The sequence below is a fragment of the Microbispora sp. H10830 genome, assembly GCF_014161375.1.
Classification (GTDB): domain Bacteria; phylum Actinomycetota; class Actinomycetes; order Streptosporangiales; family Streptosporangiaceae; genus Microbispora; species Microbispora catharanthi.
The window spans coordinates 87125-113510 of the sequence record NZ_JABBWX010000007.1 but is presented as its reverse complement, the minus strand read 5'-3'; the positions used below and the strand labels follow the sequence as shown (position 1 = coordinate 113510).

Annotated in this window: 26 protein-coding genes and 1 tRNA gene; 13 read left to right on the top strand and 14 right to left on the bottom strand. The window is 72.8% G+C overall.

What is annotated here, in order from left to right; all coding sequences use genetic code 11:
- Positions 1 to 240: 240 nt before the first annotated feature.
- Positions 241 to 314 (bottom strand) — tRNA-Arg (locus HHX35_RS19355).
- 308 nt (positions 315 to 622) lie between these two features.
- On the opposite strand from HHX35_RS19355, the gene HHX35_RS19350 reads away from it, so the two are divergent.
- The 8 genes from HHX35_RS19350 (at position 623) to HHX35_RS19315 (ending at position 7200) form a co-directional block, all read left to right on the top strand.
- Entirely contained in the window at positions 623 to 1441 is an 819-nt protein-coding gene (locus tag HHX35_RS19350) for a phosphotransferase enzyme family protein (RefSeq protein ID WP_182900168.1), read from the top strand.
- A 41-nt stretch (positions 1442 to 1482) separates the two neighbouring features.
- A complete protein-coding gene (locus HHX35_RS19345) occupies positions 1483 to 2439 on the top strand; it encodes a cobalamin biosynthesis protein (protein ID WP_182900389.1) in 957 nt (318 codons plus the stop codon).
- On the top strand, positions 2436 to 2582 hold the full coding sequence (locus tag HHX35_RS19340) for a hypothetical protein (RefSeq protein WP_161628055.1): 147 nt from the start codon (positions 2436 to 2438) through the stop codon (positions 2580 to 2582). The genes HHX35_RS19345 and HHX35_RS19340 overlap by 4 nt, the downstream gene beginning before the upstream one ends.
- A 10-nt stretch (positions 2583 to 2592) precedes the next feature.
- Complete coding sequence (locus HHX35_RS19335; protein WP_182900167.1) at positions 2593 to 2976, top strand: DCC1-like thiol-disulfide oxidoreductase family protein; 384 nt, start codon at positions 2593 to 2595, stop codon at positions 2974 to 2976.
- A 92-nt stretch (positions 2977 to 3068) separates the two neighbouring features.
- Positions 3069 to 3977 carry an ABC transporter ATP-binding protein gene (locus tag HHX35_RS19330; protein WP_182900166.1) on the top strand — a complete coding sequence of 303 codons (909 nt, stop codon included), beginning with the start codon at positions 3069 to 3071 and terminating at the stop codon, positions 3975 to 3977.
- On the top strand, positions 3958 to 4758 hold the full coding sequence (locus HHX35_RS19325; RefSeq protein WP_182900165.1) for an ABC transporter permease subunit: 801 nt from the start codon (positions 3958 to 3960) through the stop codon (positions 4756 to 4758). The genes HHX35_RS19330 and HHX35_RS19325 overlap by 20 nt, the downstream gene beginning before the upstream one ends.
- The gene (locus HHX35_RS19320) at positions 4758 to 5810 is read left to right on the top strand and encodes a CdaR family transcriptional regulator (protein WP_182900164.1); all 1053 of its coding nucleotides are present in this window, start codon (positions 4758 to 4760) and stop codon (positions 5808 to 5810) included. Before HHX35_RS19325 ends, HHX35_RS19320 begins: the two co-directional genes overlap by 1 nt.
- Positions 5811 to 5988: 178 nt before the next feature.
- On the top strand, positions 5989 to 7200 hold the full coding sequence (locus HHX35_RS19315) for a glycosyltransferase (protein ID WP_182900163.1): 1212 nt from the start codon (positions 5989 to 5991) through the stop codon (positions 7198 to 7200).
- A gap of 63 nt (positions 7201 to 7263) precedes the next feature.
- On the opposite strand, the gene HHX35_RS19310 is transcribed toward HHX35_RS19315, so the two are convergent.
- The 8 genes from HHX35_RS19310 to HHX35_RS19275 all read right to left on the bottom strand — a co-directional run bounded on the left by HHX35_RS19310 (position 7264) and on the right by HHX35_RS19275 (position 14509).
- The gene (locus tag HHX35_RS19310) at positions 7264 to 8226 is read right to left on the bottom strand and encodes a quinone oxidoreductase (protein WP_182900162.1); all 963 of its coding nucleotides are present in this window, start codon (positions 8224 to 8226) and stop codon (positions 7264 to 7266) included.
- 89 nt (positions 8227 to 8315) lie between these two features.
- Positions 8316 to 9350, bottom strand: coding sequence for a zinc-binding alcohol dehydrogenase family protein (locus HHX35_RS19305; RefSeq protein WP_220505624.1), 1035 nt, complete (start codon positions 9348 to 9350; stop codon positions 8316 to 8318).
- 137 nt (positions 9351 to 9487) lie between these two features.
- Entirely contained in the window at positions 9488 to 9850 is a 363-nt protein-coding gene (locus HHX35_RS19300) for a helix-turn-helix domain-containing protein (RefSeq protein ID WP_220505623.1), read from the bottom strand.
- Between the two features lie 24 nt (positions 9851 to 9874).
- Entirely contained in the window at positions 9875 to 10558 is a 684-nt protein-coding gene (locus HHX35_RS19295) for an HAD family phosphatase (protein WP_182900161.1), read from the bottom strand.
- Positions 10548 to 11642, bottom strand: coding sequence for an ABC transporter ATP-binding protein (locus tag HHX35_RS19290; RefSeq protein WP_182900160.1), 1095 nt, complete (start codon positions 11640 to 11642; stop codon positions 10548 to 10550). Before HHX35_RS19290 ends, HHX35_RS19295 begins: the two co-directional genes overlap by 11 nt.
- On the bottom strand, positions 11639 to 12526 hold the full coding sequence (locus HHX35_RS19285; protein WP_220505622.1) for an ABC transporter permease: 888 nt from the start codon (positions 12524 to 12526) through the stop codon (positions 11639 to 11641). The genes HHX35_RS19290 and HHX35_RS19285 overlap by 4 nt, the downstream gene beginning before the upstream one ends.
- Positions 12514 to 13350: an ABC transporter permease subunit gene (locus HHX35_RS19280; RefSeq protein ID WP_285785175.1), complete on the bottom strand. Its 837-nt coding sequence runs from the start codon at positions 13348 to 13350 to the stop codon at positions 12514 to 12516. The genes HHX35_RS19285 and HHX35_RS19280 overlap by 13 nt, the downstream gene beginning before the upstream one ends.
- Before the next feature lie 4 nt (positions 13351 to 13354).
- Positions 13355 to 14509 (bottom strand): ABC transporter substrate-binding protein, encoded by a 1155-nt coding sequence (locus tag HHX35_RS19275; RefSeq protein WP_259405192.1) that lies wholly within the window; start codon positions 14507 to 14509, stop codon positions 13355 to 13357.
- 112 nt (positions 14510 to 14621) lie between these two features.
- Here HHX35_RS19275 and HHX35_RS19270 point away from each other — a divergent pair, with 112 nt between their 5' ends.
- Positions 14622 to 15359, top strand: coding sequence for a GntR family transcriptional regulator (locus tag HHX35_RS19270; RefSeq protein ID WP_139576528.1), 738 nt, complete (start codon positions 14622 to 14624; stop codon positions 15357 to 15359).
- A 26-nt stretch (positions 15360 to 15385) separates the two neighbouring features.
- Here HHX35_RS19270 and HHX35_RS19265 read toward each other — a convergent pair whose 3' ends face one another.
- Genes HHX35_RS19265 through HHX35_RS19245 form a run of 5 tightly spaced genes read right to left on the bottom strand, consistent with a single transcriptional unit; the run spans position 15386 to position 19778 of the window.
- Positions 15386 to 16171, bottom strand: coding sequence for a putative hydro-lyase (locus tag HHX35_RS19265; protein ID WP_220505621.1), 786 nt, complete (start codon positions 16169 to 16171; stop codon positions 15386 to 15388).
- Positions 16171 to 17088 carry a biotin-dependent carboxyltransferase family protein gene (locus HHX35_RS19260; RefSeq protein ID WP_182900159.1) on the bottom strand — a complete coding sequence of 306 codons (918 nt, stop codon included), beginning with the start codon at positions 17086 to 17088 and terminating at the stop codon, positions 16171 to 16173. The genes HHX35_RS19265 and HHX35_RS19260 overlap by 1 nt, the downstream gene beginning before the upstream one ends.
- Before the next feature lie 53 nt (positions 17089 to 17141).
- A complete protein-coding gene (locus tag HHX35_RS19255) occupies positions 17142 to 17756 on the bottom strand; it encodes an allophanate hydrolase subunit 1 (protein WP_182900158.1) in 615 nt (204 codons plus the stop codon).
- Positions 17753 to 18520 carry a LamB/YcsF family protein gene (locus HHX35_RS19250; RefSeq protein ID WP_182900382.1) on the bottom strand — a complete coding sequence of 256 codons (768 nt, stop codon included), beginning with the start codon at positions 18518 to 18520 and terminating at the stop codon, positions 17753 to 17755. The genes HHX35_RS19255 and HHX35_RS19250 overlap by 4 nt, the downstream gene beginning before the upstream one ends.
- 16 nt (positions 18521 to 18536) lie before the next feature.
- Positions 18537 to 19778: an NRAMP family divalent metal transporter gene (locus HHX35_RS19245; RefSeq protein WP_182900157.1), complete on the bottom strand. Its 1242-nt coding sequence runs from the start codon at positions 19776 to 19778 to the stop codon at positions 18537 to 18539.
- Positions 19779 to 19966: 188 nt separating this feature from the next.
- Between HHX35_RS19245 and HHX35_RS19240 the strand changes: the two genes are divergently transcribed.
- The 4 genes from HHX35_RS19240 to HHX35_RS19225 all read left to right on the top strand — a co-directional run bounded on the left by HHX35_RS19240 (position 19967) and on the right by HHX35_RS19225 (position 26033).
- Positions 19967 to 20665, top strand: coding sequence for a GntR family transcriptional regulator (locus tag HHX35_RS19240; protein ID WP_182900156.1), 699 nt, complete (start codon positions 19967 to 19969; stop codon positions 20663 to 20665).
- 67 nt (positions 20666 to 20732) lie between these two features.
- On the top strand, positions 20733 to 21962 hold the full coding sequence (locus tag HHX35_RS19235; RefSeq protein ID WP_182900155.1) for a hypothetical protein: 1230 nt from the start codon (positions 20733 to 20735) through the stop codon (positions 21960 to 21962).
- 161 nt (positions 21963 to 22123) lie between these two features.
- Positions 22124 to 22390: a DUF6504 family protein gene (locus tag HHX35_RS19230; protein ID WP_139576521.1), complete on the top strand. Its 267-nt coding sequence runs from the start codon at positions 22124 to 22126 to the stop codon at positions 22388 to 22390.
- 79 nt (positions 22391 to 22469) lie between these two features.
- On the top strand, positions 22470 to 26033 hold the full coding sequence (locus HHX35_RS19225; RefSeq protein WP_182900154.1) for a DNA polymerase III subunit alpha: 3564 nt from the start codon (positions 22470 to 22472) through the stop codon (positions 26031 to 26033).
- Positions 26034 to 26386 lie beyond the last annotated feature (353 nt).

The window sequence follows — 26386 nt, the reverse complement described above, 5'->3', positions numbered from 1 at the left end:
CGACGATACGAAGGGTCCCGGTTCACGCTAGGAGCCTCCGGCATGCTCGCAAGGCTCGGGATCGTTCCGGAAGTTGGCGGAATCCGCCTGGCGACACGCGGAAACGTAGCCAAGATCATTCCGGGTATGTTCCGGGAGCGGCCGCCTGGGGCTGCATCTGGTGGCGTTCGACTGCATCCTCGGCGACGGCGCGATCAAGCGAAAGACCAGGTCAGAGCCCAAGGAGGCTGGGGAGAGGAGCGCGCCCTGAGGGATTCGAACCCCCGACCGTCGGATTAGAAGTCCGATGCTCTATCCAGCTGAGCTAAGGGCGCTCGTGCCTAATTCTGCATGATCCGGGGACCGGGTACACACCCGGTTTCCCGGACATGGGCCGGACCGCGCCTCGCACGGGCCCCGAGACCGGTGTCCGTGCTCGTCGGAGATGGCCGGTCGGCCTGCGCCGACGTCGCTCAGGCCCTCGTCTAGGACCCTGCGCGCGAGGGCGTCCCCGATGTTCCGATCGTGTCACCTCCGGCGCCGCCGGCCGCCATACGAGGCTCTGAGAAGCCCGTCAGGGGAACGATAGGGAAGTCGTCCGCGCGACTGCGGTCGAGTGATCGCGCGGCTACACTGCATCGCCATGTCCGTACGCGAGATCCCGCTCATCGGAGACGTCTCCGAGGGGGTCGTACGGGTGGGGGCGACGGTGCGGCGGCCGATGCGGCCCACGTCGCCGTCGGTCCACGCGCTGCTGCGGCACCTGGAGTCCGCCGGGTTCGACCGGGCGCCGCGGGTTCTCGGGATCGACGAGCGGGGCAGGGCGATCCTCACGTACGTCGAGGGCGTGGCGCCCGCGCATCCCCTGCCGGCGTACGCGGTGGGCGACGAGGCGCTGACCGCGCTGGCCCGGCTGCTGCGGCGCTTCCACGACGCGGCGGCCTCGTTCAGCCCGCCTCCCGGCGCCGTCTGGGAGGACGGCTCGGCGCCGGAGGGCCCTGCCGAACTCGTGGGCCACTGCGACGTCACCCCGGCCAACGTCGTCTTCCGCGAGCGGGCCGGCTCGGGACTCCTGCCGTACGCGCTGATCGACTTCGACATGGCCAGGCCGACCACGCGGCTGTTCGACGTGGTCACCACGTTGCGGCACTGGGCCCCGCTCGCCGATCCGCTGGACCGCGACCCGCTGCAGCGGTCCCTGGACGCGGCGGCCCGGGTGCGGTCGTTCTGCGACGCGTACGGCCTGCCGGCGCGGGACCGGCTCATGCTGGTGGAGACGGCCAGGGTGCGGTTCGGCCGCTCCTACGCGCTCATGCGGGACCGGGCCAGGACGCTCGGCGGCGGCTGGGCGCGCATGTGGGACGGCGGCGCGGGCGGACGGATCAGGCGCGCCGCGGCCTGGCTCGACGCCAACGAGGACGCGATCCAGCGCCGTCTCCTCGGCGACGAGCCCATCGCGTGACAAATGCGCACGTACGGCAGAATGCGTGCGTGACCCGGATCATGGACGGTGCCACGGCGGCGGGGCTGCTCGCCGGGGCCGCGATCGACGCCGCGGTGGGGGATCCCCGGCGGGGTCATCCCGTCGCGGTGTTCGGCAGCCGGGCCGCCGCCCTCGAAAAGCGCATATATCGTGATTCGCGGTTAGCGGGCCTGGCCTACACCACCCTCTGTGTCGGCGTGGCGACGACCACGGGGTTGCTCGCCGAGCGAATGACCAGGTCGAGCCCGATCGCGCGGGCCGCGGTCACCGCCGCCGCCACGTGGGCGGTGCTCGGCGGCACGACACTGGGCAGGGAGGGCGCGCTGATGGCCCACTCGTTGCAGGAGGGCGACCTGGCCGCCGCCCGCGCACGCCTTCCGCACCTGTGCGGGCGCGACCCGTCGGGGCTGGACGCCGCGGAGCTCGCGCGGGGCACGATCGAGTCCATCGCGGAGAACACCTCGGACGCCGTCGTCGCCCCGCTCGTGTGGGGCGCGCTCTTCGGCGTGCCCGGCCTGCTCGGCTACCGCGCGGTGAACACGCTCGACGCGATGGTGGGCCACCGGTCGCCGCGCCACGCGAGGTTCGGCTGGGCCTCGGCCCGGCTGGACGACGTGGCCAACTACGTGCCGGCCCGGCTGACGGCCCTGCTCACCGTGGGCCTCGCCGGTCTGGCGGGCGGTTCCCCGCGCCGCGCGGCGGCCGTCCTCGTGCGGGACGGGCACCGCCATCCCAGTCCCAACTCCGGACGTTGCGAGGCGGCCTTCGCCGGCGCCCTCGGCGTACGCCTCGGCGGGGCCAACGACTACGGCGGCAGGGTGGAGCACCGCCCGGAGCTGGGCGACGGTCCCCGCCCGGCCGTCTCCGACATCCCCAGGTCCGTACGGCTGGCGCGCGCGGTGTCGTACGCGTCGGTCGGCCTGGCCGTCACCGCCCGGCTCGCCCTCACCCGGAACCGCCGAAGGGATCGACGATGAGTGCACTCGTCCTGCTGCTGGTGTTCGCGGTCGTCTTCAGCGTCGCGGTCGCGGTGATCGTGCTCGCCGTGCTGATCATGCGTGCGTCACGGCGGCCGGCGCCGCCACCACGAGACCGGAATGATCCGTCCCAGGATTGGTAGGTTCGACGGCATGGGCGGAGAAAGCGAAGAGAACCGGGTCCTGCTGGTCTTCGACGGCGACTGCGCCTTCTGCCAGACGTGCGTGAACACCGGGCATCGGTTCCTGCCGTACATGCCCGCCGTGCGGGCGTGGCAGGGCCTCGACCTCGGCTCGGTGGGCCTGACGCGCGAGGAGGTAGCGACGTCCGTGCAGCTCCTGGGCCCGGACGGACTGCGCGCCCACGGCGCGCGCGCCGTCGCACTGCTCCTCGCCCTGCAGCCGCGCGCGGCCTGGCGCGCGGCCGGCCGGGCGATGCTGACCCCGCCGGTGAGCTGGCTCGCGGAGGCGGGCTACCGGCTGGTCTCGCGCTACCGCCACCTGCTGCCCGGCTCCACCACCTGCGGCACGTCTTGACCTCCGCTTTGCCGAAGGTGCGAACAAACACGACCGGGAAGTGTCCGGAAGCGGGCATACCCCGCGCCTGACGGGAGCGCCACCATTGCGGCATGACAGCAGTGGTGGAGACCGAAGGACTGACGAAGTTCTACGGTACGAGACGGGGCCTCGAGGACCTCACCCTCGAAATCCGGCCGGGCGAGGTCTTCGGCTATCTGGGCCCCAACGGCGCCGGCAAGACGACGACGATCCGGCTGCTCCTCGACGTGATCCGGCCGACGTCCGGCCGGGCGACCGTCCTCGGCGCCGACACCCGTGATCCGCGCGTACGCGCCCGGATCGGCTACCTCCCGGGCGAGCTGGCCCTGGAGGGCAGGGAGCGGGCCCGCGACTACCTGCAGTTCCTCGCCGACGTGCGCGGCGGGGTGAGCCGCGGCAGGATCGACGAACTGGCCGAGCGGCTCGACGCCGACCTGTCGGTCAGGATGGGTGAACTGTCGAAGGGCAACAAGCAGAAGGTCGGCCTCATCCAGGCGTTCATGCACGAGCCCGAGCTGCTCATCCTGGACGAGCCGACGAGCGGGCTCGACCCGCTGGTGCAGCAGGAGTTCCTGGCCATGGTCCGGGAGGCGCGCACGGCCGGCCACACCATCCTGATGTCGTCGCACGTGCTCGCCGAGGTGGAGCACGTGGCCGACCGGGTGGGCATCGTGCGCGCGGGCCGCCTCGTCGCGGTCGAGGACATCGCCGCACTGCGCGAGCGGGCCGTACGGCACGTGGAGCTCCACTTCGACGCGCCGGTCCCCAAGGAGTCGTTCGACGGGCTCCCGGGCGTACGCGACGTGGTCGTCCAGGGGGCGAGCCTGCGCTGCACGATCGACGGCAGGCCCGACGCGCTGATCAAGGCGGCGGCCCGCTACACCGTGGTCCACATGGTCAGCGCGGAGCCGGACCTCGAAGAGATCTTCCTGACCTACTACAGCGAGGAGGAGGGCCGTCATGCCCACGCTGGTGCGTAAGAGCCTCGGAGAGTACCGCCGCGCCCTCATCGGGTGGACGGTCGGGCTGTGCGCGTTCCTCGGGATGTACATCTCGATCTACGCGAGCATGATGAAGGACCCCGAGACGTTCAGCAGGCAGGCCATCGCCAAGTACCCCGGCGCGTTCAGGGACCTGATGGGCGGCATGACCGACATCGCGACCGGGCGCGGCTACCTGCAGGCGGTCGCCTACCAGCTTCTCGGCCCGCTGCTGTTCACCATGTGCGCCGCGATCCTCGGCAACCGGGCCATCGCCGGCCCGGAGGAGGCCAAGACGCTGGAGCTCACGCTGACGCTGCCGATCGACCGCAGGCGGCTGCTCCTGGAGCGCTGGGCCGCGCTGACGCTCGGCCTGCTCGGGGTGGCGCTGGTGACGCTGGCCGTCGCCGCCGGGGCCTCGTCCGCCGCCGACATGGACGTGCCGCTCGGCAGCATCCTCGCCGCGCACACCGGGCTGTTCCTGCTCGTGCTGTTCTTCGGGACGCTGACGCTGTGTGTGGGCGCGGCCTTCGGGCGCAAGCAGATCGCGCTCGCCGTGGTCGGCGTCTGGGGCGTCGCCGGGTACATCGTGGAGACCATGGGCAGGAGCATCGACGCGATCTCCTGGCTGCGCTGGATCTCGCCCGTCCACTACTACCTCGACGGCAGGCCGCTCTATCAGGGCTGGCCGTACGGCGACTACCTTGTGCTGCTGGGTGCGACGGCCGTCCTCCTCATGACGGCGCTGCTCGCTTTCGAACGGCGTGACGTAGGAGTCTGATGGACAGCGTTCTCGCTCGCGTGAGCGAGGCGACCGGGGTGCCCGCCGACTTACTCGGCGGGTTCCTGTCGGTTCTGGCCGCGTCGGCCGCCACCGGCAGGCTGCCCGGCCGCGCCGACATGGACGGCCTGCGTGAGTGCGGCGCCCTCGCCGCCGAACGCGGCATCCCGCTGCGGGTGCTCGCCGACGCCTGCCTGCACGCCGCCGAGATCACCGTCGGCGGGGCCTTCGGCGCCGTACGCCGCGGCATGGCCGCCTACATCGAGGGATACGAGGAGGCCCAGCGGGCCGCCCTCCGGCAGGAGGAGGAGGCCCGCCGCCTGTTCGTCGACGACCTGCTGCAGGGCAGGGCGGACGCCGAGCGGGCCGAGCACTTCGGCCTGCGTCTCGCCGGGGCGTACGTCGTGACCGTGGCCAGGCCCGGCACCCCGGTGACGGCCGGCGACCCGCTGGCCGGGAGGATCGAGCAGGCGCTGGTGGCGAGATTCGGCTCGCACAACATCCTGGTCGCCGTCCGCGACGGCCTTCTGGTGTGCGTGTCCCCGGGCGCGCTGACCGCCGCGAGCGGGGAGTTCACCCACCACGTACGCTCCGCGCTCACGGACTGGCGGGCAGGGGTGGGCCGCCCCCACCAGGGCCCCGGCGGCATCGTCACCTCCTATCGGGAAGCGGTCAACGCGATCGACCTCGGCGAGCGGCTCGGCCTGCGGGCCCAGGTGCTGAAGGCGGCCGACCTGCTGGTCTTCCCGGTGCTGCTGCGGGACAGGGAGGCGATCGTCGACCTCGTCTCCACCGTGCTCGGGCCGCTGACCTCCGCCCGCGGCGGCCCCGAGCCACTGCTGGAGACGCTGGAGGCGATCTTCGCCTCCCAGGGCAACCACACGGCGGCGGCGCGCAGGCTCGGCGTCAGCACCCGGGCGATCACCTACCGGCTGGAGCGGATCAGGAGGCTGACCGGCTTCTCGCCGAGCGACCCCACACAGCGGTTCACGCTGGAGACGGCCGTGCTCGGGGCCCGCCTTCTGGAGTGGCCGGCGCACCCGCTGGCCTGATCGAGGCATCCCCGCCACTTTCAACGTATAGGCCACGGGGGGACTTGCGGCAAGCCCCCGGTGACGGCGCACAATCGGGGGCCGTGAGCCGGGCCGGCCCACGGCGGACGCCGTACCGAGCCGCGAGCACGCTCACGTTCACCATGCCGTCACAGGGGCCGTCACAAGGGGAGTGCACATGCGCGTGCTGTTGTCCACGATCGGAACGCGGGGGGAAGTCCAGCCGATGGTGGCGCTGGCCATGGCGTTGCGGGAACTTGGGCAGGAGGCCCGCCTGTGCGTGCCTCCCGACTTCCGCGACTGGGTCGAGGGCCTCGGATTCCCCGTCGTGCCCATCGGGCCGGAGCTGCGCCCGACCGCGTCGGCCGCCCCACGGGTCCAGGCGCCGCCCACGCCCGAGCAACGCCGGCGGATGATCGACGGCACGGTCGCCGTCCAGTTCGCCACGATCCCCGCGGCGGCCGAGGGCTGCGACGTCATCGTGGGAGGCGGGGCCATGTCGATGGCCGCCCACTCGGTGGCGGAGCAGCTGGGGATCGGCTACGTCTACGTGAGCTACTGCCCCGTCACGCTGCCGTCGCCGCATCACGCGCCCGTACCCGTCTGGGGGCAGGCGCCGGCGGACGCGACGGCCGGCAACCGCGCGCGCTGGGCCGAGGACGCGCGGCGCTGGAACGGCACCGTCGGCGCCGCGCTCAACGCCCACCGGGCCGCGGCCGGCCTGGCTCCGGTGGAGGACACGCGAGGTCACATGTTCACCGACCGGCCCTGGCTGGCCGCCGACCCGACGCTGGGGCCCTGGCCCGAGCCCGCGGACGTCGGCGTCGTGCAGACGGGCGCCTGGATCCTGCCGGACCGGCGCCCGCTGCCACCGGAACTGGAGAAGTTCCTCGACGACGGCGAGCCGCCCGTCTGCGTCGGCTTCGGCAGCGTCCGCGCTCCCCGGGACATCGCCCAGACCACGGCCGAGGCGGCCCGCGCGCTCGGACGCCGCGTGATCGTGCTCCGCGGCTGGGCCGGCCTGTCCCCGGCCGGCGACGGACCCGATTGCCTGTCGATCGACGAGGTCAACCAGCAGGCGCTGTTCCCCCGGGTCGCCGCCGTCGTCCACCACGGCGGCGCGGGCACCACGACCGCCGCCGCGCTGGCCGGGGCACCCCAGGTCGTCCTGGCGCAGCACTACGACCAGCACTACTGGGCAGGGCGGGTCGCCGATCTCGGGATCGGGATCGCGCACCCGCCCGCCGCGCCGACCGCCGAGTCGCTGGCCACGGCTCTCGACCGGGTCCTCCACCCCGACGTGGCGGCCCGTGCCGCGGCCGTCGCGGGCGAGGTGCGCACCGACGGCGCCGCGGCCGCCGCGCGGCGGCTGGTCGCCATGGCGCCCTGAGGACGGTACCCACGGCCCAGGAGATCAGCGGCTCAGGAGATCAGCGTTCAGGGGATCAGCGGTTCAGGGGATCAGCAGCAGCTTGCCGGTCGTCCGCCTGCCTTCCAGGTCGTCGTGGGCGCGCCGGGCCTCGGCGAGCGGGTAGCGCTGGGAGACGTGCACCTTCAGCGCGCCGGAGGCGACCCAGCCGAGCAGGTCGTTCGCCCGCGACAGCAGCTCCTCGCGGGTGGCCGTGTAGTGCGCGAGCGTGGGCCGGGTCAGGAACAGCGAGCCGCCCGCGTTGAGCCGCTGCGGGTCGAACGGCGGGACGGGGCCGCTGGCCGCGCCATACAGTGCCATCATGCCGCGCGGCCGCAGCGACGCGAGCGACCCCTCGAACGTGGCGGCGCCGACCCCGTCGTAGACGACGTGCACTCCGGCGCCGTCGGTGATCTCCTTGACGGCCTCGGAGAAGCCCTCGTAGCCGACGATCTCGTCGGCGCCCGCCTGCCGGGCGAGCTTCTCCTTCTCGGCGCTGGAGACCGTGCCGATCACGCGGGCGCCGCGGAGCTTGGCCATCTGGACGAGCAGCAGGCCCATGCCGCCGGCAGCCGCGTGCACGAGCACGTCGTCGCCCGACCGGACCGCGTACGTGGAGTGGGTCAGGTAGTGCGCGGTCAGCCCCTGGAGCAGCACGGCCGCCGCGAGGTCCGGTGACAGCCCCTCGGGCAGCCGGACCACCTTGTCCGCCGGGACCACGGCCTTGGTCGCGTACGAGCCCATGACGCTGGCCCAGGCGACCCGGTCGCCGGGCACGACGTCGGTCACGCCGGGCCCGACGGCCGTGACCGTGCCCGCGCCCTCGTTGCCGGGCACCAGCGGGAGCGGCATCGGGTAGCGGCCCTCGCGGTGGTAGACGTCGATGAAGTTGACGCCCGTCGCCGCGACCTCGACCAGCACCTCACCGGGACCGGGCTCGGGGTCGGGCCGCTCGGCGTACTCCAGCACCGAGGAATCACCGTAAGCGGGGATGACGATGGCATGCATGCGCGGCTCCTGTTGTCTTCGGCTCGGTTCCTTTGGTCCCCAACCGGAGGGGCCGTACCCGTTGTTCCCCGGCCCCGGCGCGGCGGGCCTCAGAAGCCCGTGAGAGTGATCTTGCCGATCGCGGTGCCCGATTCGAGGATCCGGTGGGCCTCGCGGAGGTTGGCGGCGCTGACCGGGCCGAGGTCGCGGGTGGCGGTGGTGGTGACGACTCCGGCGTCCACGAGCCGTGCGATCCGGTCGAGTATGCGGTGCTGGTTCACCTGGTGCGGGGTCCGGAACAGCGAGTGGGTGAACATGAGCTCCCAATGGAACGAGATGCTCTTCGACTTGAGCACACCGATGTCGAGGGAGTCGTGGTCGTCGATGGCGACGATCTGACCGAAGGGGGTGAGCGCCTCGGCGTAGGCCGCGAGGTTGCGGTCGGTGCCGGTCGTGCTGAAGACGTAGTCCACGCCGTCGGGCGCGACCTCGGCCAGTTGCTTCGCCAGCGGTCCCCGGTGGTCCACGACGTGGTGGGCGCCCATCCGGCGGGCGAACTCCACCGTCTCGGGGCGGGAGGCCGTGCCGATCACCGTGAGCCCGGTCAGGGCGCGTGCGAGCTGCACGGCGATGGAGCCGACGCCGCCCGCGGCCGCGGTCACCAGCAGCGTTCCGGTCTGGTCGAGGGCGTCGCCGCGCAGGCCCAGCCGCTCGAACAGGCCCTCCCAGGCCGTGAGGGAGGTCAGCGGCAGCGCGGCGGCCTCGGTGAAGGACAACGTGGCGGGCTTGCGGCCGACGATGCGCTCGTCCACCACGTGGAAGTGCGAGTTCGCGCCGGGCCGGTCGATCGCGCCGGCGTAGTAGACCTCGTCGCCGACCTCGAACAGCTCCACCTCGTCGCCCACGGCGACCACGGTGCCGGCGGCGTCCCAGCCGAGCACCCTGGGCTCGCCGCCCGGATCGCTGTTCCGCCGGACCTTGTAGTCCACCGGGTTCACGGCGACCGCCTCCACCCGGACCAGCAGATCGCGCGGGCCGGGGTGCGGCACCGGCAGCTCCACGTCAAGGAGGCTTTCCGGGTCGTCGACGGGGAGGCTGCGCCGGAAGGCGACGGCGGGCATGGTCCCGTTCTGGTTCTCAGTCATGTCTGTCCCCTGCGCTTCATGGATCCCGTGCCGAAGCCGGTCGTACGGCTCGGCGGCATGACCCGAACGGTATCCACCGGCGCCTGGTTACCCGCAAGGGACACGAGTACCCATCGGGAACCATCGAGGTCAGCGGGCTAGTCCGGGTCGGGGAAGCGGTCGATGTTGCGCTCCACCCACGTCCGCAGGTGGGCGAGCGGGACGTTGGCGTCGCGGCCGAGCGGGGTGAGGCTGTATTCCACGCGCAGCGGCACCTCGGGATACACGTCGCGGTGGACGAGCCCGTGGTCCTCCAGGCGGCGCAGGGTCTGGGTGAGCACCTTGGGGCTGACGCCCTGGAGACGTGCGCGCAGCGCTCCGAAACGCTGCGGCCCGTCCTCCAGGGCGCCGAGGGCCAGTGCGCTCCACTTGTTGGCCAGCAGGTCGAGCATGTTGCGGCACGGGCAGGCGGCCGAGTAGACGTCCTTGGGGTCGTCGCAAACCGTCTTCATGGCGTTCATGCTGTGACGATACCCAAAAGGAACTTAGGTTCGAGGAGTGACCGCCCCAGGACCGGAGACGAGCCGGCGCAGCAGCGGCAGGTCGACGCTCTCCAGCGTCCGCACCGCCGTCACACCGTCGACGGCGACGGAGGGGCCGACCACGATGACGGCGCACCCGGCGGACCGGGCCGAGGCGACGCCGGTCGGGCTGTCCTCGATCGCCACGCACGCGGCCGGGTCGACGCCGAGCCGCGCGGCGGCGGCCAGGTACGGATCGGGCGCGGGCTTGTTCCTGGCGCTGTCCCCCGCGGCCACCGACAGCCGGAAGCGGTGCCCGCCGACGGTCTCGAGCACCAGGTCCACGACCGGCCGGGGGGACGCGCTGACCAGCCCGGCCGGGATCCCGGCCGCGCGCAGGGCCTCAAGCAGCGCGACCGCGCCGGGAAGGGTGGTCACCCCGTTCTCCAGCCGGCCGGTGAACGCGTCCGTCAGCATGGCCTCGACGGCCCGCGCCCCGGGACCCCCGGTGGAGCCCAGGGCGGCTGTGATGTGCAGGGCGGCGTCCTCGACCGACAGGCCGAACAGCGCCTCCCGGTCGGCCTCCCCGAGAGGGGAGCCCAGGTCGTCCGCGACCTCCACGCAGGCGTCCCACCACAGGTCCTCGGTGTCCACCAGCGTGCCGTCCATGTCGAACAGGACCGCCGCCGGGCTCTCCCTAGACGACATCGGGTTCGGGGACCGCCGCCGCGGCTCCGGTCTCCGAACGCGCCGACACGAGCACCGGCCGCTCGACCAGCCCGATCCGTACGGCGGTGCCGGGCGCGAAGCGCGCCGAGTCGTGGCCGGGGACGTCGGCCAGCACCTCGGTGCCGTCGCCGAGGCGGACCCGCAGGCGGGCGGTGGAGCCGCGGAACGACGACACCATGACGATCCCGTCGCCCTCGGCGCCGGACGCGTCGACCGGCGTGACCAGCACGGCCTCGGGCCGCACCAGCACGTCCGCCTGCGCCGTGCCCGGCGCCCGGCCCTCCACGGGCAGTGTCTGCCCGAGGACGGTGACCCGGTCGTCCGACACCAGGCCGGGCAGGTGGTTCATCGCGCCGACGAACTCGGCGACGAACGGGGTCGCCGGCCGGTCGTACAGGGTGGCAGGGTCGGCGACCTGCTCCAGGCGGCCGTCGCGCAGCACGGCGACCCGGTCGGCCATCGACAGCGCCTCCTCCTGATCGTGCGTCACGAAGATCGTCGTGATGCCGAGGGAGAGCTGCAGGCGGCGGATCTCCTCGCGCAGCGTGACCCGCACCTTGGCGTCGAGCGCCGACAGCGGCTCGTCCAGCAGCAGCACCCTGGGCTCCAGGGCGAGCGCGCGGGCCAGCGCCACGCGCTGCTGCTGGCCGCCGGACAACTGGTGGGGATAGCGGTCGCCGACCGAGGGCAGGCCGACCAGCTCAAGCAGCTCCTGCGCCCGGGCGTGCCGCTTGGCGGCGGGCACCTTGCGCACCCGCATGCCGAAGCCCACGTTGTCCCGCGCGTTGAGGTTGGGGAAGAGGCTGTAGGACTGGAAGACCATGCCGGCGTCGCGCCGGTTGGCCGGCACCCGCGTGATGTCGGCGCCGTCCACCAGCACCTCGCCCTCGTCGGGCTGCTCGAAGCCGGCCAGGCAGCGCAGAGCGGTGGTCTTGCCGCACCCCGACGGGCCGAGCAGCGCGATCAGCTCGCCGGGCTCCACCGTGAGGTCGAGCCCGTCCAGCGCGACCGTGCTGCCGAACCGCCGCCGCAGGCCGCGGAACTCGACCCGGGCGCCGTTCATGATCCACTCCTTTGCCTCGCGCCGGCGGACGACAGGGCGAGCAGCAGCAGCCAGGTGATCAGCAGGCTGAACACCGAGACGGCCACCGACACCTGCGCCTGTGAGCCGGAGATCCGGTAGATCCAGTTGGGGAAGGTCTCGAAGCTGAGCAGCCGGGCGATCGTGAACTCCCCGAGCACCAGCGCCAGCGTGAGGAACGACGCGCTCGCCATCGCCGACCGCATGTTGGGGATGATCACCCGCAGCAGCACGTGGGGCCACGAAGCCCCGAGGTTCCTGGCCGCCTCAGACAGCGTGCGCACGTCGATCGCGCCCAGGCCCGCGTCGAGCGAGCGGTAGGCGAACGGCAGCGCCAGCACGACGTAGGCGAGCACGAGCACCACCGGGAAGTCCGGGTTCTGCACCGCGATCATCGTCTGGTAGAAGGGCGTGCTCGCCAGGTAGTCGGGCCCCCACCGCAGCACGGTGCTGATCCCGGCCACGAACGTGATCGGGGGAACGACCAGCGGCAGCGTGCAGACCACCTCGAGCACCGGCCGCAGTCGCGGCGCGCCGAGCCGTACGGCCACGGCGGCGGGCAGCGTCAGCAGCAGGACCAGCACGATCGTGGCGACGCCGAGCCCGAGCGACAGCAGGAGGCTGCCGCCGAAGCCCTCGGCCGAGAAGATCTGGCCGTACGCGTCGAGCGAGAAGCCCTGGCCCGGCACCTTCACCGTGAAGACGAACGACGCGATCAGCGGGACGAGGAAGTAGACGGCGGCGAGCACGAGGACCACGCCGCGCCACACCCGGGGACGCCGCGGCCGGCCGGGCCGGGAGGGTGCGGGGGCCGGGGCGGCGCCGGGCACCGTCCCGGGGGCCACCTGAGGGGTCAGCGAAGCCATCGGGCGCTCCTTCGCTGCAGCGGGAGGTAGACGGCCATGACCAGGCCCGCGACGACGATCATGTCGAGGCTGAGGGCCAGCGCGACGTTCTCGTGGCCGATCAGGACGTTGCCGGTGAGCGCGTCGGCGATCTTCAGTGTGACCAGTGGGACGGTGGACCCGACCATGGCCTGCGCCGTGGCGTAGGCCGAGAACGCGCCGCCGAACAGCAGCACGACCCCGCCGAGCAGCGCCGGGGTCAGCACCGGAATCCCGACGTATCGCCAGAACTGCCAGGTGCTCGCGCCGTTGTTCTGCGCGGCCTCACGCCACTGCGGGCGCAGCCCGTCGAGCGCGGGCACGACCGTGAGCACTTGGAGGGGGATGGAGAAGTACAGGTAGACCAGGGTGAGACCCCAGAAGTTGTACAGGCTCCACCCGTGGCCGCCGAGGCCGAGCGTGGTGGTGACGACGCCCGCGTTGCCGAGCGTGGCGATCCAGGCGAAGGCCAGCGGCACGCCGCCGAAGTTGGCCAGCACCCCGGAGGCGGTCAGCACCGCCTCGCGCAGCGTGCGGGACCTGGAGGTCACCACGGCCTGGGCGAGGAAGGTGCCGAGCACCCCGCCCAGCACCGCCACGAGTGCCGAGATCTTGACGCTCCCGAGCAGGGCGGTCAGGTACGCGCCCTGGAGCGACTCGGTGAGGTTGGCGGTGCTGAACGTGCCCTCCTTGGTGAACGTGCCACCGAGGAGGACCAGCATCGGCACGCCGAAGACGATGACGACGAAGACCAGCAGCGGCACGGCCGCCCACCGGCTCTTCGATCGCGTACGGCTGTCGCGCACGAAATCAGCCCGAGACCGCCGCGCCCCACCCGCTCGCCAGGGCCTCCTTGGCCTTGTTGACCTGGTCGGGCGTGGGGAACGTGGGGGTGCCCTCGACCTTGGGGAGTTGGGCGACCATGGCCGCGTCCGCGCTGCCGTCCTGCTGCATGGAGGGCAGCAGCACCGGGCGGGCGTAGCCCTTCAGCCACAGGTTCTGGCCCTCGGTGCTGTAGAGGAACTCCTGCCAGAGGCGGGCGGCGGCGGGGTGCGGCGCCCACTTGTTGATCGCCTGGGCGTAGAAGTTGGCGTACTGGCCGTCCGCGGGGATGGCGATCTTCCAGTCCACGCCCTTGGAGGAGAACTCCTTGGCGTAGCTGGCCTGCAGGTAGTCCCAGTCGAGGGTGACCGGGGTCTCGCCCTTCTCCACCGTGGCGGGGGTGGCCTCGACCGGGTTGAAGTTGCCGTTCTCCTTGAGCTTCTTGAAGAAGTCGATGCCGGGCTGGATGTCGTCGAACGAGCCCTGGTTGGCGAGCGAGGCGGCGTACACGCCGGCGAACGCGGCGCCGGCCTTGGTCGGGTCGCCGTTCAGCGCGACCATGCCCTTGTATTCGGGCTTGAGCAGGTCGGCGAACGTCTGAGGGCAGGTCTTGACCCGCTTGGCGTCGCAGCCGATGGAGATGTAGCCGCCGTAGTCGTAGTACCAGGCGCCGCCGGTCTCCTTCTGCCCGTCGGGGATCTTGTCCCAGCTCTGCACCTTGTAGGGCGCGAACAGGCCCTCCTGGGCGCCGCTGAGCGCGAAGGCGCTGCCGAGGTCGAGCACGTCGGGAGCGCGGCCCTGGCCCTTGAGGGTCTTGACCGCGTTGATCTCGTCCTGGCTGGAGCCGTCGGGGTTGTCATTGGTGATCTTGATGCCGTACTTGGCCTCGAAGGCCTTGATGACCTCGCCGTAGTTGGCCCAGTCCGGCGGCAGCGCGATGGTGTTGAGCTGGCCCTCCTTCTTGGCGGCCTCCACCAGCTTGTCCAGCCCGCCGAAGTCCTGGGCCGAGGTCGCGGTGGCCGCCTTGGAGTCACCGGATCCCGAGCCGCCGCCGCCGGCGGTCGTGGGGGCGGCGCCGCACGCCGCGATCACTGAGGTGGTTATCGTGAGCGCGGCCACGAGGCCGGCGGTACGTGTGGACAACGGTCCCTCCCACTGTGGTGCGTGGATCGAACTTAGGCGAACTTGTACAAACAAGCCAGAGCTAGTAAGTCGCATATCGATGTCGGTCGCGTGAACGGAAGGGCTCAGCACGATGGCGCGCTACGAACAGATCGCGAGTGACTTGCGGGATGCCATCGTCCGGGGGGACTATCCGATAGGCGCTCAGCTCCCCTCCGAGGCTGAGCTGGCCTTACGCTATTCGGCGGCGCGCGGGACCGTTCGCCAGGCCGTCGCCCTGCTCGCCGCCGAGGGGCTGGTCGGGTCCCGGCAGGGCGCGCGGCGCATCGTGCTCGGCAGCGAGCGCAGCCAGAGCTTCGCCGAGTTGCACAGCTTCGCCCAGTGGGCCCGGTCGATGGGCTACCGCGCCAGCGGCACCGTGCTGTCCTCCCGGCGTCGCCCGTGCTCGCCCTCCGAGGCCGTACGGCTGTCGCTGGAGCCGGGGGAGGAGGTGCTCGACGTGCTGCGGCTGCGGCGGCTCGACGGCGAACCGGTGCTGGTCGAGCGCACGGTCTACGCCGGCTGGATCGCCCCCGCCGTCGAGCGGCTCGACCCCGACTGCGAGTCGGTGACCCAGGAGCTCTACGAGTCCGTAGGCCTGGTCTTCGCGTACGGCGAGCACCTGATCGACGCGGTGGCGGCCGGCAGCGAGGACGCCCGGCTGCTCGGCGTGCGGCGGGGCAGCCCCCTGCTGCGCCAGCGCCGCGTCACCACCACCCAGGAGGGCCGGCCCGTCGAGTGCTCCGACGACCGCTACCGCGCCGGGAGCGTGACCTTCAGCATCCGCAACTCCACCGCCGCCAACCCCCTCGTCCGCCGCGCCGGCGACTGATTCCGCCAGGTCAGGTAAGCGCTGTCTCAGGGGACCAGGTAGGCGCTGTCGCGGGCGTCGGTGATCGCCATGTGGCCGGGCGCGTGGCCGATGGCGAACGGCGGGCGCGACCGCATCACCGCGGCCTGCGGCGTCACCCCGCAGGCCCAGAAGACCGGCAGTTCGCCGTCGCGCACCTCGACCGGGTCGCCGAAGTCTGGCGTGCCGAGGTCGGCGATGCCGAGCGCGGCGGGGTCGCCGACGTGCACCGGCGCGCCGTGCACGGCCGGATAGCGCGAGGTGACCCGTACGGCGGCCGGCACCAGCTCGGCGGGGATCGGGCGCATCGACACCACGAGGGGGCCGGAAAGCTCGCCCGCCGGGACGCACGGCCGGTCGGTCAGGTACATCGGCACGTTCGTGCCCGCCTCGATGTGGCGGATCGGGACGCCGGCCTCCAGCAACGCGGCCTCGAACGTGAAACTGCAGCCGATGAGGAAGCCCACGAGGTCGTCGCGCCAGTAGGACGTCACATCGGTGACCTCGGCGACCTGCTCGCCGTCCCGGTAGACGCGGTAGGCGGGCAGGTCGGTGCGCAGGTCGCCGTCGAAGATCGACGCGAACGGCTCACCCGGCTCGGTGACGGCGAGCACGGGGCAGGGGCGCGGGTTGCGCTGCGCGAACACCAGGAAGTCGTACGCCCGATCCCTCGGCAGCGCGATCAGGTTGGCCTGCGCCCATCCCGCCGCCCAGCCGGACGTGGGCGTGACCAGCCCACCCCGGAACAGCGCCCGCGCCTCGCGGGGGGTCAGACGTGCGGGGGCGAGTTCCATCAGAACCTCCTCGGACGAATGGGCCGCTGGTCGCCGGCCATCCGGAAGCGGATGCGCTGCCCGGGGCGGGCCTGCGCCGCCCGGTCGATGTGGTGATCGCGCACCACCGCGATGACGGGATATCCACCGGTCACGGGGTGATCCGCGAGGAAGAGCGTCGGCTGTCCGGACGGCGGCACCTGCAGCGCGCCGGGGACCATGCCCTCGCTCGGCAGCTCCCCGTCGCGCGCGCGTTCGAGGCGCGGCCCGCGCAGCCGCATGCCGACCCGGTCGCTCTGCGCCGTGACCTCGTACGGCTCCGCGCACAGGGCCGTCAGCGCCCCGGGCGCGAACCAGTCGTGGCGTGGTCCCGGCAGCACGTCCAGCATGAGGACACCGGACTCCGGCTCGGGCACCGGCGCGAGATCGGCCGCGGGAAACTCCGCAGGCGCCGGCCCGACCGGGAGCACCGATCCGGGCGCCGGACGTTCCGGGCCGAGTCCCGAGAGCAGATCGGTGGCCCGTGACCCCAGCACCTCGGGGACGTCGATCCCGCCGCGGACCGCGAGGTAGGTCCGCAGCCCGCGGGGCGGCACGCCGAGCCGCAGCGTCGCCCCGTCGGGCAGGCGCTCGACCGACGCGTGCCCGATGCCGCCCGTGCGCCCGTCGGGGTAGGTGACGGTGGCGGGGCAGGGCGCGCCGGTGAGCGTCACGAGCAGGTCGCCGGTGGCGCGCACCTTCAGCCCGCCCAGGGTGACCTCAAGGCAGGCGGCGTCCTCGGGATTGGCCAGCAGGCGGTTGGCCAGCCGCAGCGCGCCCCGGTCGGCGGCGCCGGAGCGCCCGACGCCGAGATGGCTGTGCCGGCGCCGCCCGAGGTCCTGCACCGTGGTGAGGGGACCGGGAGCCAGCACCACCAGCGCCCGCCGAAGCTCGCTCACAGTGCCTCGTTCACAATGCCTCGTTCACAATCGCCTCGTTCACAGTGCCTCGCTCACAGTGCCTCCGCGAATCGCACCCGCACCCCCGGGCGCAGCAGGGCGGGCGGGTCGGCCGCGATGTCCCACACCACGGTCTCGGTACGCCCGATCAGCTGCCAGCCGCCCGGCGACTCGCGCGGGTAGACCCCGCTGAACTCCCCGGCGAGCCCCACGGAGCCGGTGGGCACGCGCACGCGCGACTCCGGCCGCCGGGGCACGGCCAGCCGGGGATCGCCGCCGATCAGATAGCCGAAGCCGGGGGCGAACCCGCAGAAGGCGACCGTCCACGCTGTCCCGGTGTGCGCCGCCACGACCTCGCGTTCGGTGAGCCCGGTCAGCCGGGCCACGTCGGCGAGGTCGTCGCCGTCGTACTCCACCGGGATCACCACCTCCTCGCTCGTCGCGAGGCGGCCTCCGGCCGGCCGTACGGCCAGGACGGCGGACTCCACCTCGTTGTGGCGTGTCGGCGGCTCGAACCGGACGAGCAGCGTGCGCGCCGCGGGGACGATGTCGACGATTCCCCGCGGGGGGTCGGCCGCGAGGGCGTCGTAGAGGGCGACCACCTCCTCGAGACGGTCGAGCTCGACCAGGACCGCGTGCTCGCCACAGCGGTGCAGCCGTGCGTTCACGGCTTGTCCTCGACGAACGGCGCCAGGGCGATGCCGTTCTCCTTGAGCGCGTCGCGGACCTCGAGCGCCATGGTCACGGCTCCGGGGCTGTCGCCGTGCACGCAGATCGAGTCCGCCGTGATGGTGAGCGGCGTCCCGTCGACGGCCTCGACCGGCTCGCCCCTGGCCATGCGCACGCTGCGCTCGGCGACCCGGGCGGGGTCGTGCAGGACGGCGCCGGGCACGCCGCGCGGCACCAGCCTGCCCTCGCGGGTGTAGGCGCGGTCGGCGAAGCATTCGGCGACCGTGGTGAGGCCGGCCCGGCAGGCCTGGCGCAGCCACGCCGAGCCGGGGAGGCCGAGCACGGGCAGGCCGGGGTCGTAGGCGCGCACGGCCGCGACCACCGCGGCGGCCTGCGCCTCGTGGTGCACGATCGCGTTGTAGAGCGCGCCGTGCGGCTTGACGTACCTGACCCTGGTGCCCGCCACCCGCGCGAAGGCGTCCAGGGCGCCGATCTGGTAGATGACGTCGTCGGCGAGTTCGACGGGCGGCACGTCGACGAAGCGCCGCCCGAAGCCCGCCAGGTCGCGGTAGCCGACCTGGGCGCCGATCACCACGCCGCGCGCGGCCGCGGTCTCGCAGGTGCGCCGCATGATCACCGGATCTCCCGCGTGGAACCCGCAGGCGACGTTGGCGCTCGTGACGATCGACAGCAGCGCGTCGTCGTCGCCGAGCGTCCACTGGCCGAAGCCCTCGCCCAGGTCGGAGTTGAGGTCGATGCACATGGTCGGGTAGGGCACGTCAGCTCCAGAGCGCGCTGATCCCGCTGAGGGAGTTCCAGCCGAGGTAGATGGTCAGCGCCCAGGCGAGCACACCGATGCCGAGCAGCCAGACAGGGTAGCGGTACCCGCCCATGAGATCACGACGGCGTGCGGCGACCCAGAGGATCAACGCCAGACCGACGGGCAGGATGAGGCCGTTGAGCGCTCCGGCGAGGATCAGGAGGTTGGCCGGAGCCTTGCCGAGGAGGAGGAAGACCGCGGTCGAGACCACGATGAAGGCCACCGTGATCCACGAGCGGTAGCGGTCCGTCCGGGGCGAGAAGCTGGCGAGGAACGACACCGACGTGTACGAGGCGCCGATGACCGAGGTGATGGCCGCGGCCCACAGGACGACCCCGAACAGCCTCAGGCCCACCTCGCCCGCCGCGCTCAGGAAGATGTCGGCGGCCGGGTTCGCCGAGTCCGCGGCGAGCCGGAATCCTCCGGCCACCACGCCGAGCGAGGCGAGGAAGAGGATCACCCGCATGACTCCGGTGACGAGGATGCCGGTGACCGAGCCGCGGGTGATCTGCCCGGCGTTCCGCGGCCCGGTCACGCCCGCGTCGATGAGCCGGTGCGCGCCCGCGTAGGTGATGTAACCCCCGACCGTGCCGCCGATCAGCGTCGTGACGGAGAGGAAGTCGACCGTGTCCGGCAGGACGGTCTGCCGCAGGGCCTCGCCCACCGGCGGGTGGGAGACGATCGCCACGTACAGCGTCAGCGCCACCATCACGACGCCGAGGACGACGACGATCCGGTCGACGGCCACCCCGGCCCGCCTGCTGAGGAAGATGGCGACGGCGATCAGGGCGGAGACCGTGCCGCCGATCTTGACGTCGATCCCCGCGAGGGCGTTCAGGCCGAGCGCCGCGCCGCCCACGTTGCCGATGTTGAACACCAGGCCGCCGAAGGCCACGAGGACGGCCAGGAGATATCCCGAACCGGGCAGCACCCGGTTGCCCAGCGTCTGGGCGCGCATCCCGGAGACGCCGATCACCCGCCAGACGTTCAGCTGGACGGCGATGTCGACGAGGATCGAAGCGACGATCACGAACGCGAACGCCGCGCCGAGCCGCGCCGTGAACGTCGTCGTCTGAGTGATGAAGCCGGGGCCGATGGCACTCGTGGCCATGAGGAACATCGCGCCGAGCAGCGCCGAGCGCCGCCCTCCGCTCGTGATGCCCGCGGATGAGGCCGTCTGGGTGTCGGGGGGTCGGTTCATGCGAGACTCCTTTGCTCACCTCCCCTGGAAGCTAGAGGATTGTTCAACGATTCATCAAGTCTCTTGTCGGTTACTTCTCCGCTACAACTGGGTGTGATCGCGCGAAGCCCGATGGTGATCGCTGGATTCCGGCGACGTCCCGCGGCCTAAGCTGGGAGTGATCGGGCGGTCGAGAAGGGGTTGCGGCGATGACGGCTATGGCGGACTGGGCGGCACGGTTGAGCGCGGCTCGGCCGGTGCTCGATCGGGCCAGCGCCGCCGAACTGGTCGCCGACGTCTTGCGGGAGAACGTCATCGACGGCTCCCTGCCCCCGGGCACCCGCCTGTCCGAGGAGACGATCGGCAACCTGCTCGGCGTCTCCCGCAACACGCTCCGAGAGGCGTTCAGGCTGCTGTCGCACGAGAACCTGCTGGTGCACGAGCTGCACCGGGGTGTCTTCGTCCGCAAGCTCGCCGCGGCCGACGTCGCGGACATCTACGCGATGCGGCGCATCCTCGAGACGGCGGGCGTACGGGCGGTCGTCACGGCCCCGCCCGAGGCCGTGGGGGAGGTGCGGCGCCACGTCGAGGAGGGTCAGGCGGCCGCGGAGAACGGCGACTGGGCGGCCGTCGGCACCGCGAACATGTGGTTCCACCGCGCGATCGCCGCGCTGCTCGCCAGTCCCCGTGTGGACAAGACCATGGCGCGCCTGCTCGCCGAGCTGCGGCTGGCCTTCCACGTGATGGGCGAGCTCAGGACCTTCCACGAGCCCTATCTGGAGGACAACGCGCGCATCGCCACGTTGCTGATCGACGGCGACCGCGAGCGGGCCGAGCGGGAGCTGCTCGCGTACTTCGACACCGCGGAGGCCCAGCTGCTGGCCGCCTACGCGGAACGCGCGGTCTGAGCCCAGGGGGCACGGCCGGCAGGCGGGTTCGGCAGAACCGGATGGCGGCCCGCCGCGTCCTACGGATATGCGGACGCGGATTCTGGGTGTGACGGCGGCGCTGGCCGCGATGGTGCTGCCGGCGGCGTGCGCGTCGACCACGCCTCGCGATCTCGAGACCTGGAACGAGACCGACGCCGCGGCCGCCACGGCCACCGCGCGGGAGCGGCCTTCGCCCTCCTGCCTGACCGGCTCGCCCACGCCGGAGCCGAGCCCGGTCCGGGGCGGCGGGTGGCGCGTCGCCTACTACGACTACCGTGACCGCATCACCGGCCTGGCCGTGACCCGCGAGGGCACCGTGTGGGCGGCCGGCACGCGCGTGCGAGAGCCGTGCGGGCCCGAGACGAGGGCGCCGCTGCTGCTGCGCGGCGACGGCGGGCGGTGGCGCGAGGCTGCGATCCCGCCGATGGAGCCGCAGGCCGTGGCCGCCTCCTCCGACCGCGACGTGTGGCTGTTCGGCGCGAAGACCGCCGCGCGCTGGAACGGGCGGAGGTGGACCGCGGCGCCGAGCCCGGGCGCGGAGCCGAAGCGGGTGCACGCGGCGGCCCCCGGCGACGTCTGGGCGATCATCAACGCGAACTTCCTCGACGGGGCAGGGGGAGCCGAGGAGCCCTGGAGCTCCTGGTCGGATCTGCGGCACTGGGACGGCAGTGCCTGGCGCACGGCACGGCCGCCGCTGGTCGCCAAGGACGTGGACGGCCTGCCCGGCGGTGCGGTCTGGGCGGCCGGTTCCAGCCGCGGCCGGGCCGCCGTCGCCCGATGGAACGGCTGGTCCTGGAGCACGGTCCCGCTCCCCGCGGTCCCTACGCTGCACCGGGGCCAGCTCTCCGAGCTCGTGGACCTCGCGGTGGACGAGTCGGGCGGGATGGCGGCCGTCGGCTGGGTCGCATGGGTCTGCGGCGGCGAGGAGGAGGACGTGACCTTCTGCGGCCGCACGCTGCTCCTGCGGCGGGAGAACGGACGGTGGAGCTACAGCCTGCCTGGCGAGCCCGAGCTCGACCCCCACCTGCGGCTGGAGGCCGACGGCCGGGGCGGGTTCTGGCTGTTCTACGCGAAGAACGAGTGGAGCACGGCGTTCGGTCACCTGTCGGGCGGCCAGTGGACGCATGGGACGTTTCCGGCGGGTCCGCTCGGGCACACCCGGGTGGCGGCCGTCGTCAGGGAGCCGGGGACGGCGCGCGTCTGGGCGGCGGTGGCGGACGCCACCGAACGAGAGGAGCCGCCCTACCGGGGCGGCGGGATCTGGCTCGGCGAGTGATCCGTCGGCGGACGCGCTTCCTGGGCTTTTGTTCCCGGAAACGGGCCGTGCCGACTTGCGTTCACCCCGCTGGGAACGTATGTTCGAAGTAGCGGCGATTCTGCCCGAATCATCCGCCCGTCTTCCCCCGGGTGGCCACGAAGCCACAGGGAGAAGGAGTCTTGAGCAGACTTTACGGCGATCCGATCGAGGTGTGGGTCCGGGGCGGGCACCCTGCTCAGTTCGTCTGGCGTGACCGGCTCTACACCGTCCGCGAGATCCAGGACCACTGGGTGGTCGCCAGGGAATGGTGGAAGACCTCGGACGCCGATCCCGGCGAGCGGCGTTTCTGGCGGGTGGGGGCCGCGGCCGGCAAGGAGGTCGGGACCTATGAACTGCGCTTCGACACCGCCAGCGGCGGCTGGCTCCTGCTGAGGGCCTGGGACTGATGGGAACGCTCCAGCTCCCCACGACGACCGGGGGACGGGCCGCTGGAGGACGGACCGGGGGACGGACGGGGGCGCGCCTGTGACGCACGCCTTCGCCCACCTGCACGTGGCGTCCGCCTTCTCGCTGCGGTACGGCACCGCGTTCCCGGCCGCCCTCGTCCGGCGGGCCGCCGATCACGGCATGGACACGCTGGCGCTGACCGACCGCGACGGCCTCTACGGCGCGATCAAGCACGTCATCGCCTGCCACGAGCAGGGCGTCCGCCCGGTCGTCGGGGTCGATCTCGCCCTCGACCAAGGTTCTTCCACGTCGGACGACCTGTTCGGAGGCGGCCTGCCGTCCGGCCGCCGCACCGGACACGGGCACGGGCACGAGCACGGGCACGGACACGGGCGTGGCCGGGGGACGGCGGCCGAGCCGGCGCGAGTCGTGGTGCTCGCGCGCTCGGACGGCTGGGCCTCGCTGTGCCGCCTGGTCACGGCCGCCCACCAGGTGGGGGAGCGCGGCGCGCCGTACGTCACACCGGGGATGGTGGCCGAGCACGCGACCGGCCCGGACGGCGGGCCGCGGCTGACCGTGCTGCTCGGGCCCCGCTCGGGCGTCGGCCGCGCGGTGGCCGAGCGGCGCGACGACCAGGCCAGGGCCCTGCTGGCCGCCTGGCGCGCGGTGGTCCCCGACCTGGTCGTCGAGGTGTCCGACCTGTACGGCTACCGCGACGCGAACACCGCCGCCCGCATGATCGGGCTGGCCGACTCGATGGGCGTGCCGGTCGTGCTGGCCAACGCGGTCCGCTACCTGGACGCCGCCGATCACCAGATCGGCAACGTGCTCGACGCGGCGCGCAAGCTGGTGCCCCTCGACGGGCGGCACCTCGACGACCCCACGGCTCACGCGTACCTGAAGGACGGCGCCGAGATGGCGCGGGTGGCCGCGCGGATCTGCGGCGGCGACACCGGCAGGGCCGCGCGGCTGCTGGCCGAGACGCGCCGCGTGGCCGGCAGGTGCGTGCTCGACCCCGTCGAGGTCGTGCCCCTGCTCGAACCCGAGCGGCCCCGGCTCCACCTGCCCGAGGTCGGCGAGGACCCGGTGCCCCTGCTGCGGCGCCGCTGCGAGGAGGGGCTGGCCCGGCGGGGCCTGGAGCGCTCGGCCGAGGCCCGCGACCGGCTCGCCGCCGAACTCCGCGTCATCGAGAAGAAGCGGCTGTCGGGCTATTTCACGTCCGTCGCCGGCATCACGGACATGATCCGGGCGATGGGCGTGCGGTGCGCGATCCGCGGCTCGGGGGCGGGCAGCCTGGTCAACTACCTGATCGGCATCGGCGAGGTGGATCCGCTCGAACACGGCCTGCTGATGGAGCGCTTCCTGTCGGAGGGCCGCAAGGGCCTGCCCGACATCGACATCGACGTGGAGTCGGCCCGCCGCCTCGACTGCTACCGCGCGATCCTCGACAGGTACGGCGAGGAGCGGGTGGCCTGTGTGTCGATGATGGAGACCTACCGCGCCCGCAGCGCGATCAGGGACGTCGGCGCCGCCATGGGCCTGCCGCCGCACGAGATCGACGTCATCGCCAAGGCGTTCCCTCAGGTGCGGGCCAGGCAGATCAGGGCCGCGCTGTCCGACCTGCCGGAGCTGCGCGACAGCGGGCTCAACGACCGGTCGCTGGAGACCGTGTTCCGCCTGGCGGAGCGGCTCGACGGGCTGCCCCGGCACATCGCGCTGCACCCCTGCGGCGTGCTGATCGGCAACTCTACGCTGCGCGACCGCACGCCGGTCGAGCGCAGCCTGCTGGAGTTCCCGATGTCGCAGTTCGACAAGGACGACGTCGAGGAGGCGGGCCTGCTCAAGCTCGACGTGCTCGGCGTGCGCATGCAGTCCGCCCTGGCGTACGCCCTCCAGGAGGTCGAGCGGGTCGAGGGGCGGCGGATCGACCTGGACGCCGTCCCGCGCGACGACCGGGAGACCTACGACATGATCCGCCTCAGCCGCACGATCGGCTGCTTCCAGATCGAGTCGCCGGGGCAGCGCGAACTGGTCGCGAAACTGGAGCCGCGCACGATGCACGACCTGATCGTGGACATCTCGCTGTTCCGCCCGGGACCGGTCAACTCCGACATGGTCACGCCCTACCTGGAGACCAGGCACGGCTTCCGTGAGGCGCGCTACCCGCACGAGTCGCTGCGCGACGCGCTCAGGGAGACCAACGGGGTGGTCGTCTTCCACGAGCAGGTCATGAAGGTCATCGACATCATGACCGGGTCGGGGCTGTCGGAGGCCGACCGGGCCCGCCGCGCCCTCGGGACGCCGGAGGGCCGCGAGGCCGTACGCGCCTGGTTCGTGCCGCTCGCGAGAGGGAACGGCTACGCCCCCGACGTCGTCGAGCGGGCGTGGAAGGTGCTCGACGCGTTCGGCGGGTTCGGGTTCTGCAAGGCGCACGCGGCGGCGTTCGCGCTGCCCACCTACCAGTCGGCCTGGCTGAAGCGGCACCACACGGCCGCGTTCCTCGCGGGCGTGCTCACCCACGACCCCGGCATGTACCCGAGCCGGGTCATCCTCGACGAGGCCCGCCAGTGCGGGGTGGACGTCCTGCCCCTCGACGTCAACCGCTCGGGGAAGACCTGGCTGGTCGAGCGTACGGGTCCGGCGGAGGACGGTCCCGGGGAGTTCGGCCGCGGGTACGGCCTGCGGGTGCCGTTCTCGGCCGTCCGGGGGGTGAGCGAGGCCGAGGTGGACCGTATGGTCGCGGCCCGGCCCTACACCTCGCTGGCCGACTTCTGGGAGCGGGCCCGGCCCTCACGGCCGGTGGCCGAGCGGATCGTGGAGGTCGGCGGGTTCGACGCGCTGCACGGCCTGCGGCCGGGGGAGCCGCGCTGGCGGCCGGGGCGGCTGACCAGGCGCGACCTGATCGCCCAGGTCGGCGCGCTCGACCGCGGCTCTCCCGCGGGCACGGCCGGGCAGCTTCCGATGGGATTCACCGATCGGGTCACGCCAGGCGAACTGCCGGAGATGACCGAGGCCGAGGCCGTCGAGGCCGAGCTGGAGATCCTCGGCATGGACGTGAGCCACCACGTCATGGACTTCTACCGCGACCTGCTCGACGCGCTCGGCGTGACGCGGGCCAGGGATCTGGTCCGGCAGCGCAACGGTGCGGAGATCCTGGTCGCGGGAGTGAAGGTCGCCACCCAGACGCCCGCCGTGCGGTCGGGGCAGCGGGTCATCTTCACCACCCTGGACGACTCCACCGGCCCGATCGACCTGACGTTCTTCGAGTCGGTGCAGGCGCACACGGCCGCGACCGTGTTCGGGTCGTGGCTGCTCGCCGCCAGGGGAGTGGTGCGGCGCACCGGGGCCAGGGCGGTCTCGCTGCGCGCCGTCCACTGCTGGAACCTCGCCGACCTCGACCGCGTGTGGCGCGACCAGGGGCTCGACGCCGTACGCGCCGTGATCAGCGAGGTTCCCGCGCCCGGCGCGGGGGTGGGCGGACGGCCCATCGAGTACGGCAACGGCTTCCGGGTGTCGCCCTACTCCGACAACGGCGCCCCGCCGGCCGTACGCGAGGGGCGGTTCCCCGGCCATCCGTCCGCGCCCCAGCGGCGGCTCTGGCACGCCAGCTCCGGCAGTTCGGGACCGCCGCCCGGCCGGTGATCCTCCCCGCCGCCGTCCGTGAGGGCGGCGCCTGCCTGGCTTCCCACCGGTGCCGTGTCAGGGGTGCCGGACGAAGGCATGCCGGACGGCCGTTCGCCGTGGCCGAGGCGGACCTGCGGCCGGACGGCGGGCCGCGCCGCCCGCTTCCGTCCGGCGCCGGTGTGCCGGGCGGTGACCTCGTGGACGACCGAGGCGCACAGGAGCGCCGCGACGGCGACCGCGGCGGCCTGTGGCGTGCCGAGGCCGGTCAGCCCGTCCCGGGCCGGGTCGGCGAACACCAGCCCGAGCGCGGCCAGCCAGCTCACCCACCAGCAGGCGAGGACGATCAGCCACCGCGTCCGGTCCCAGCCGCC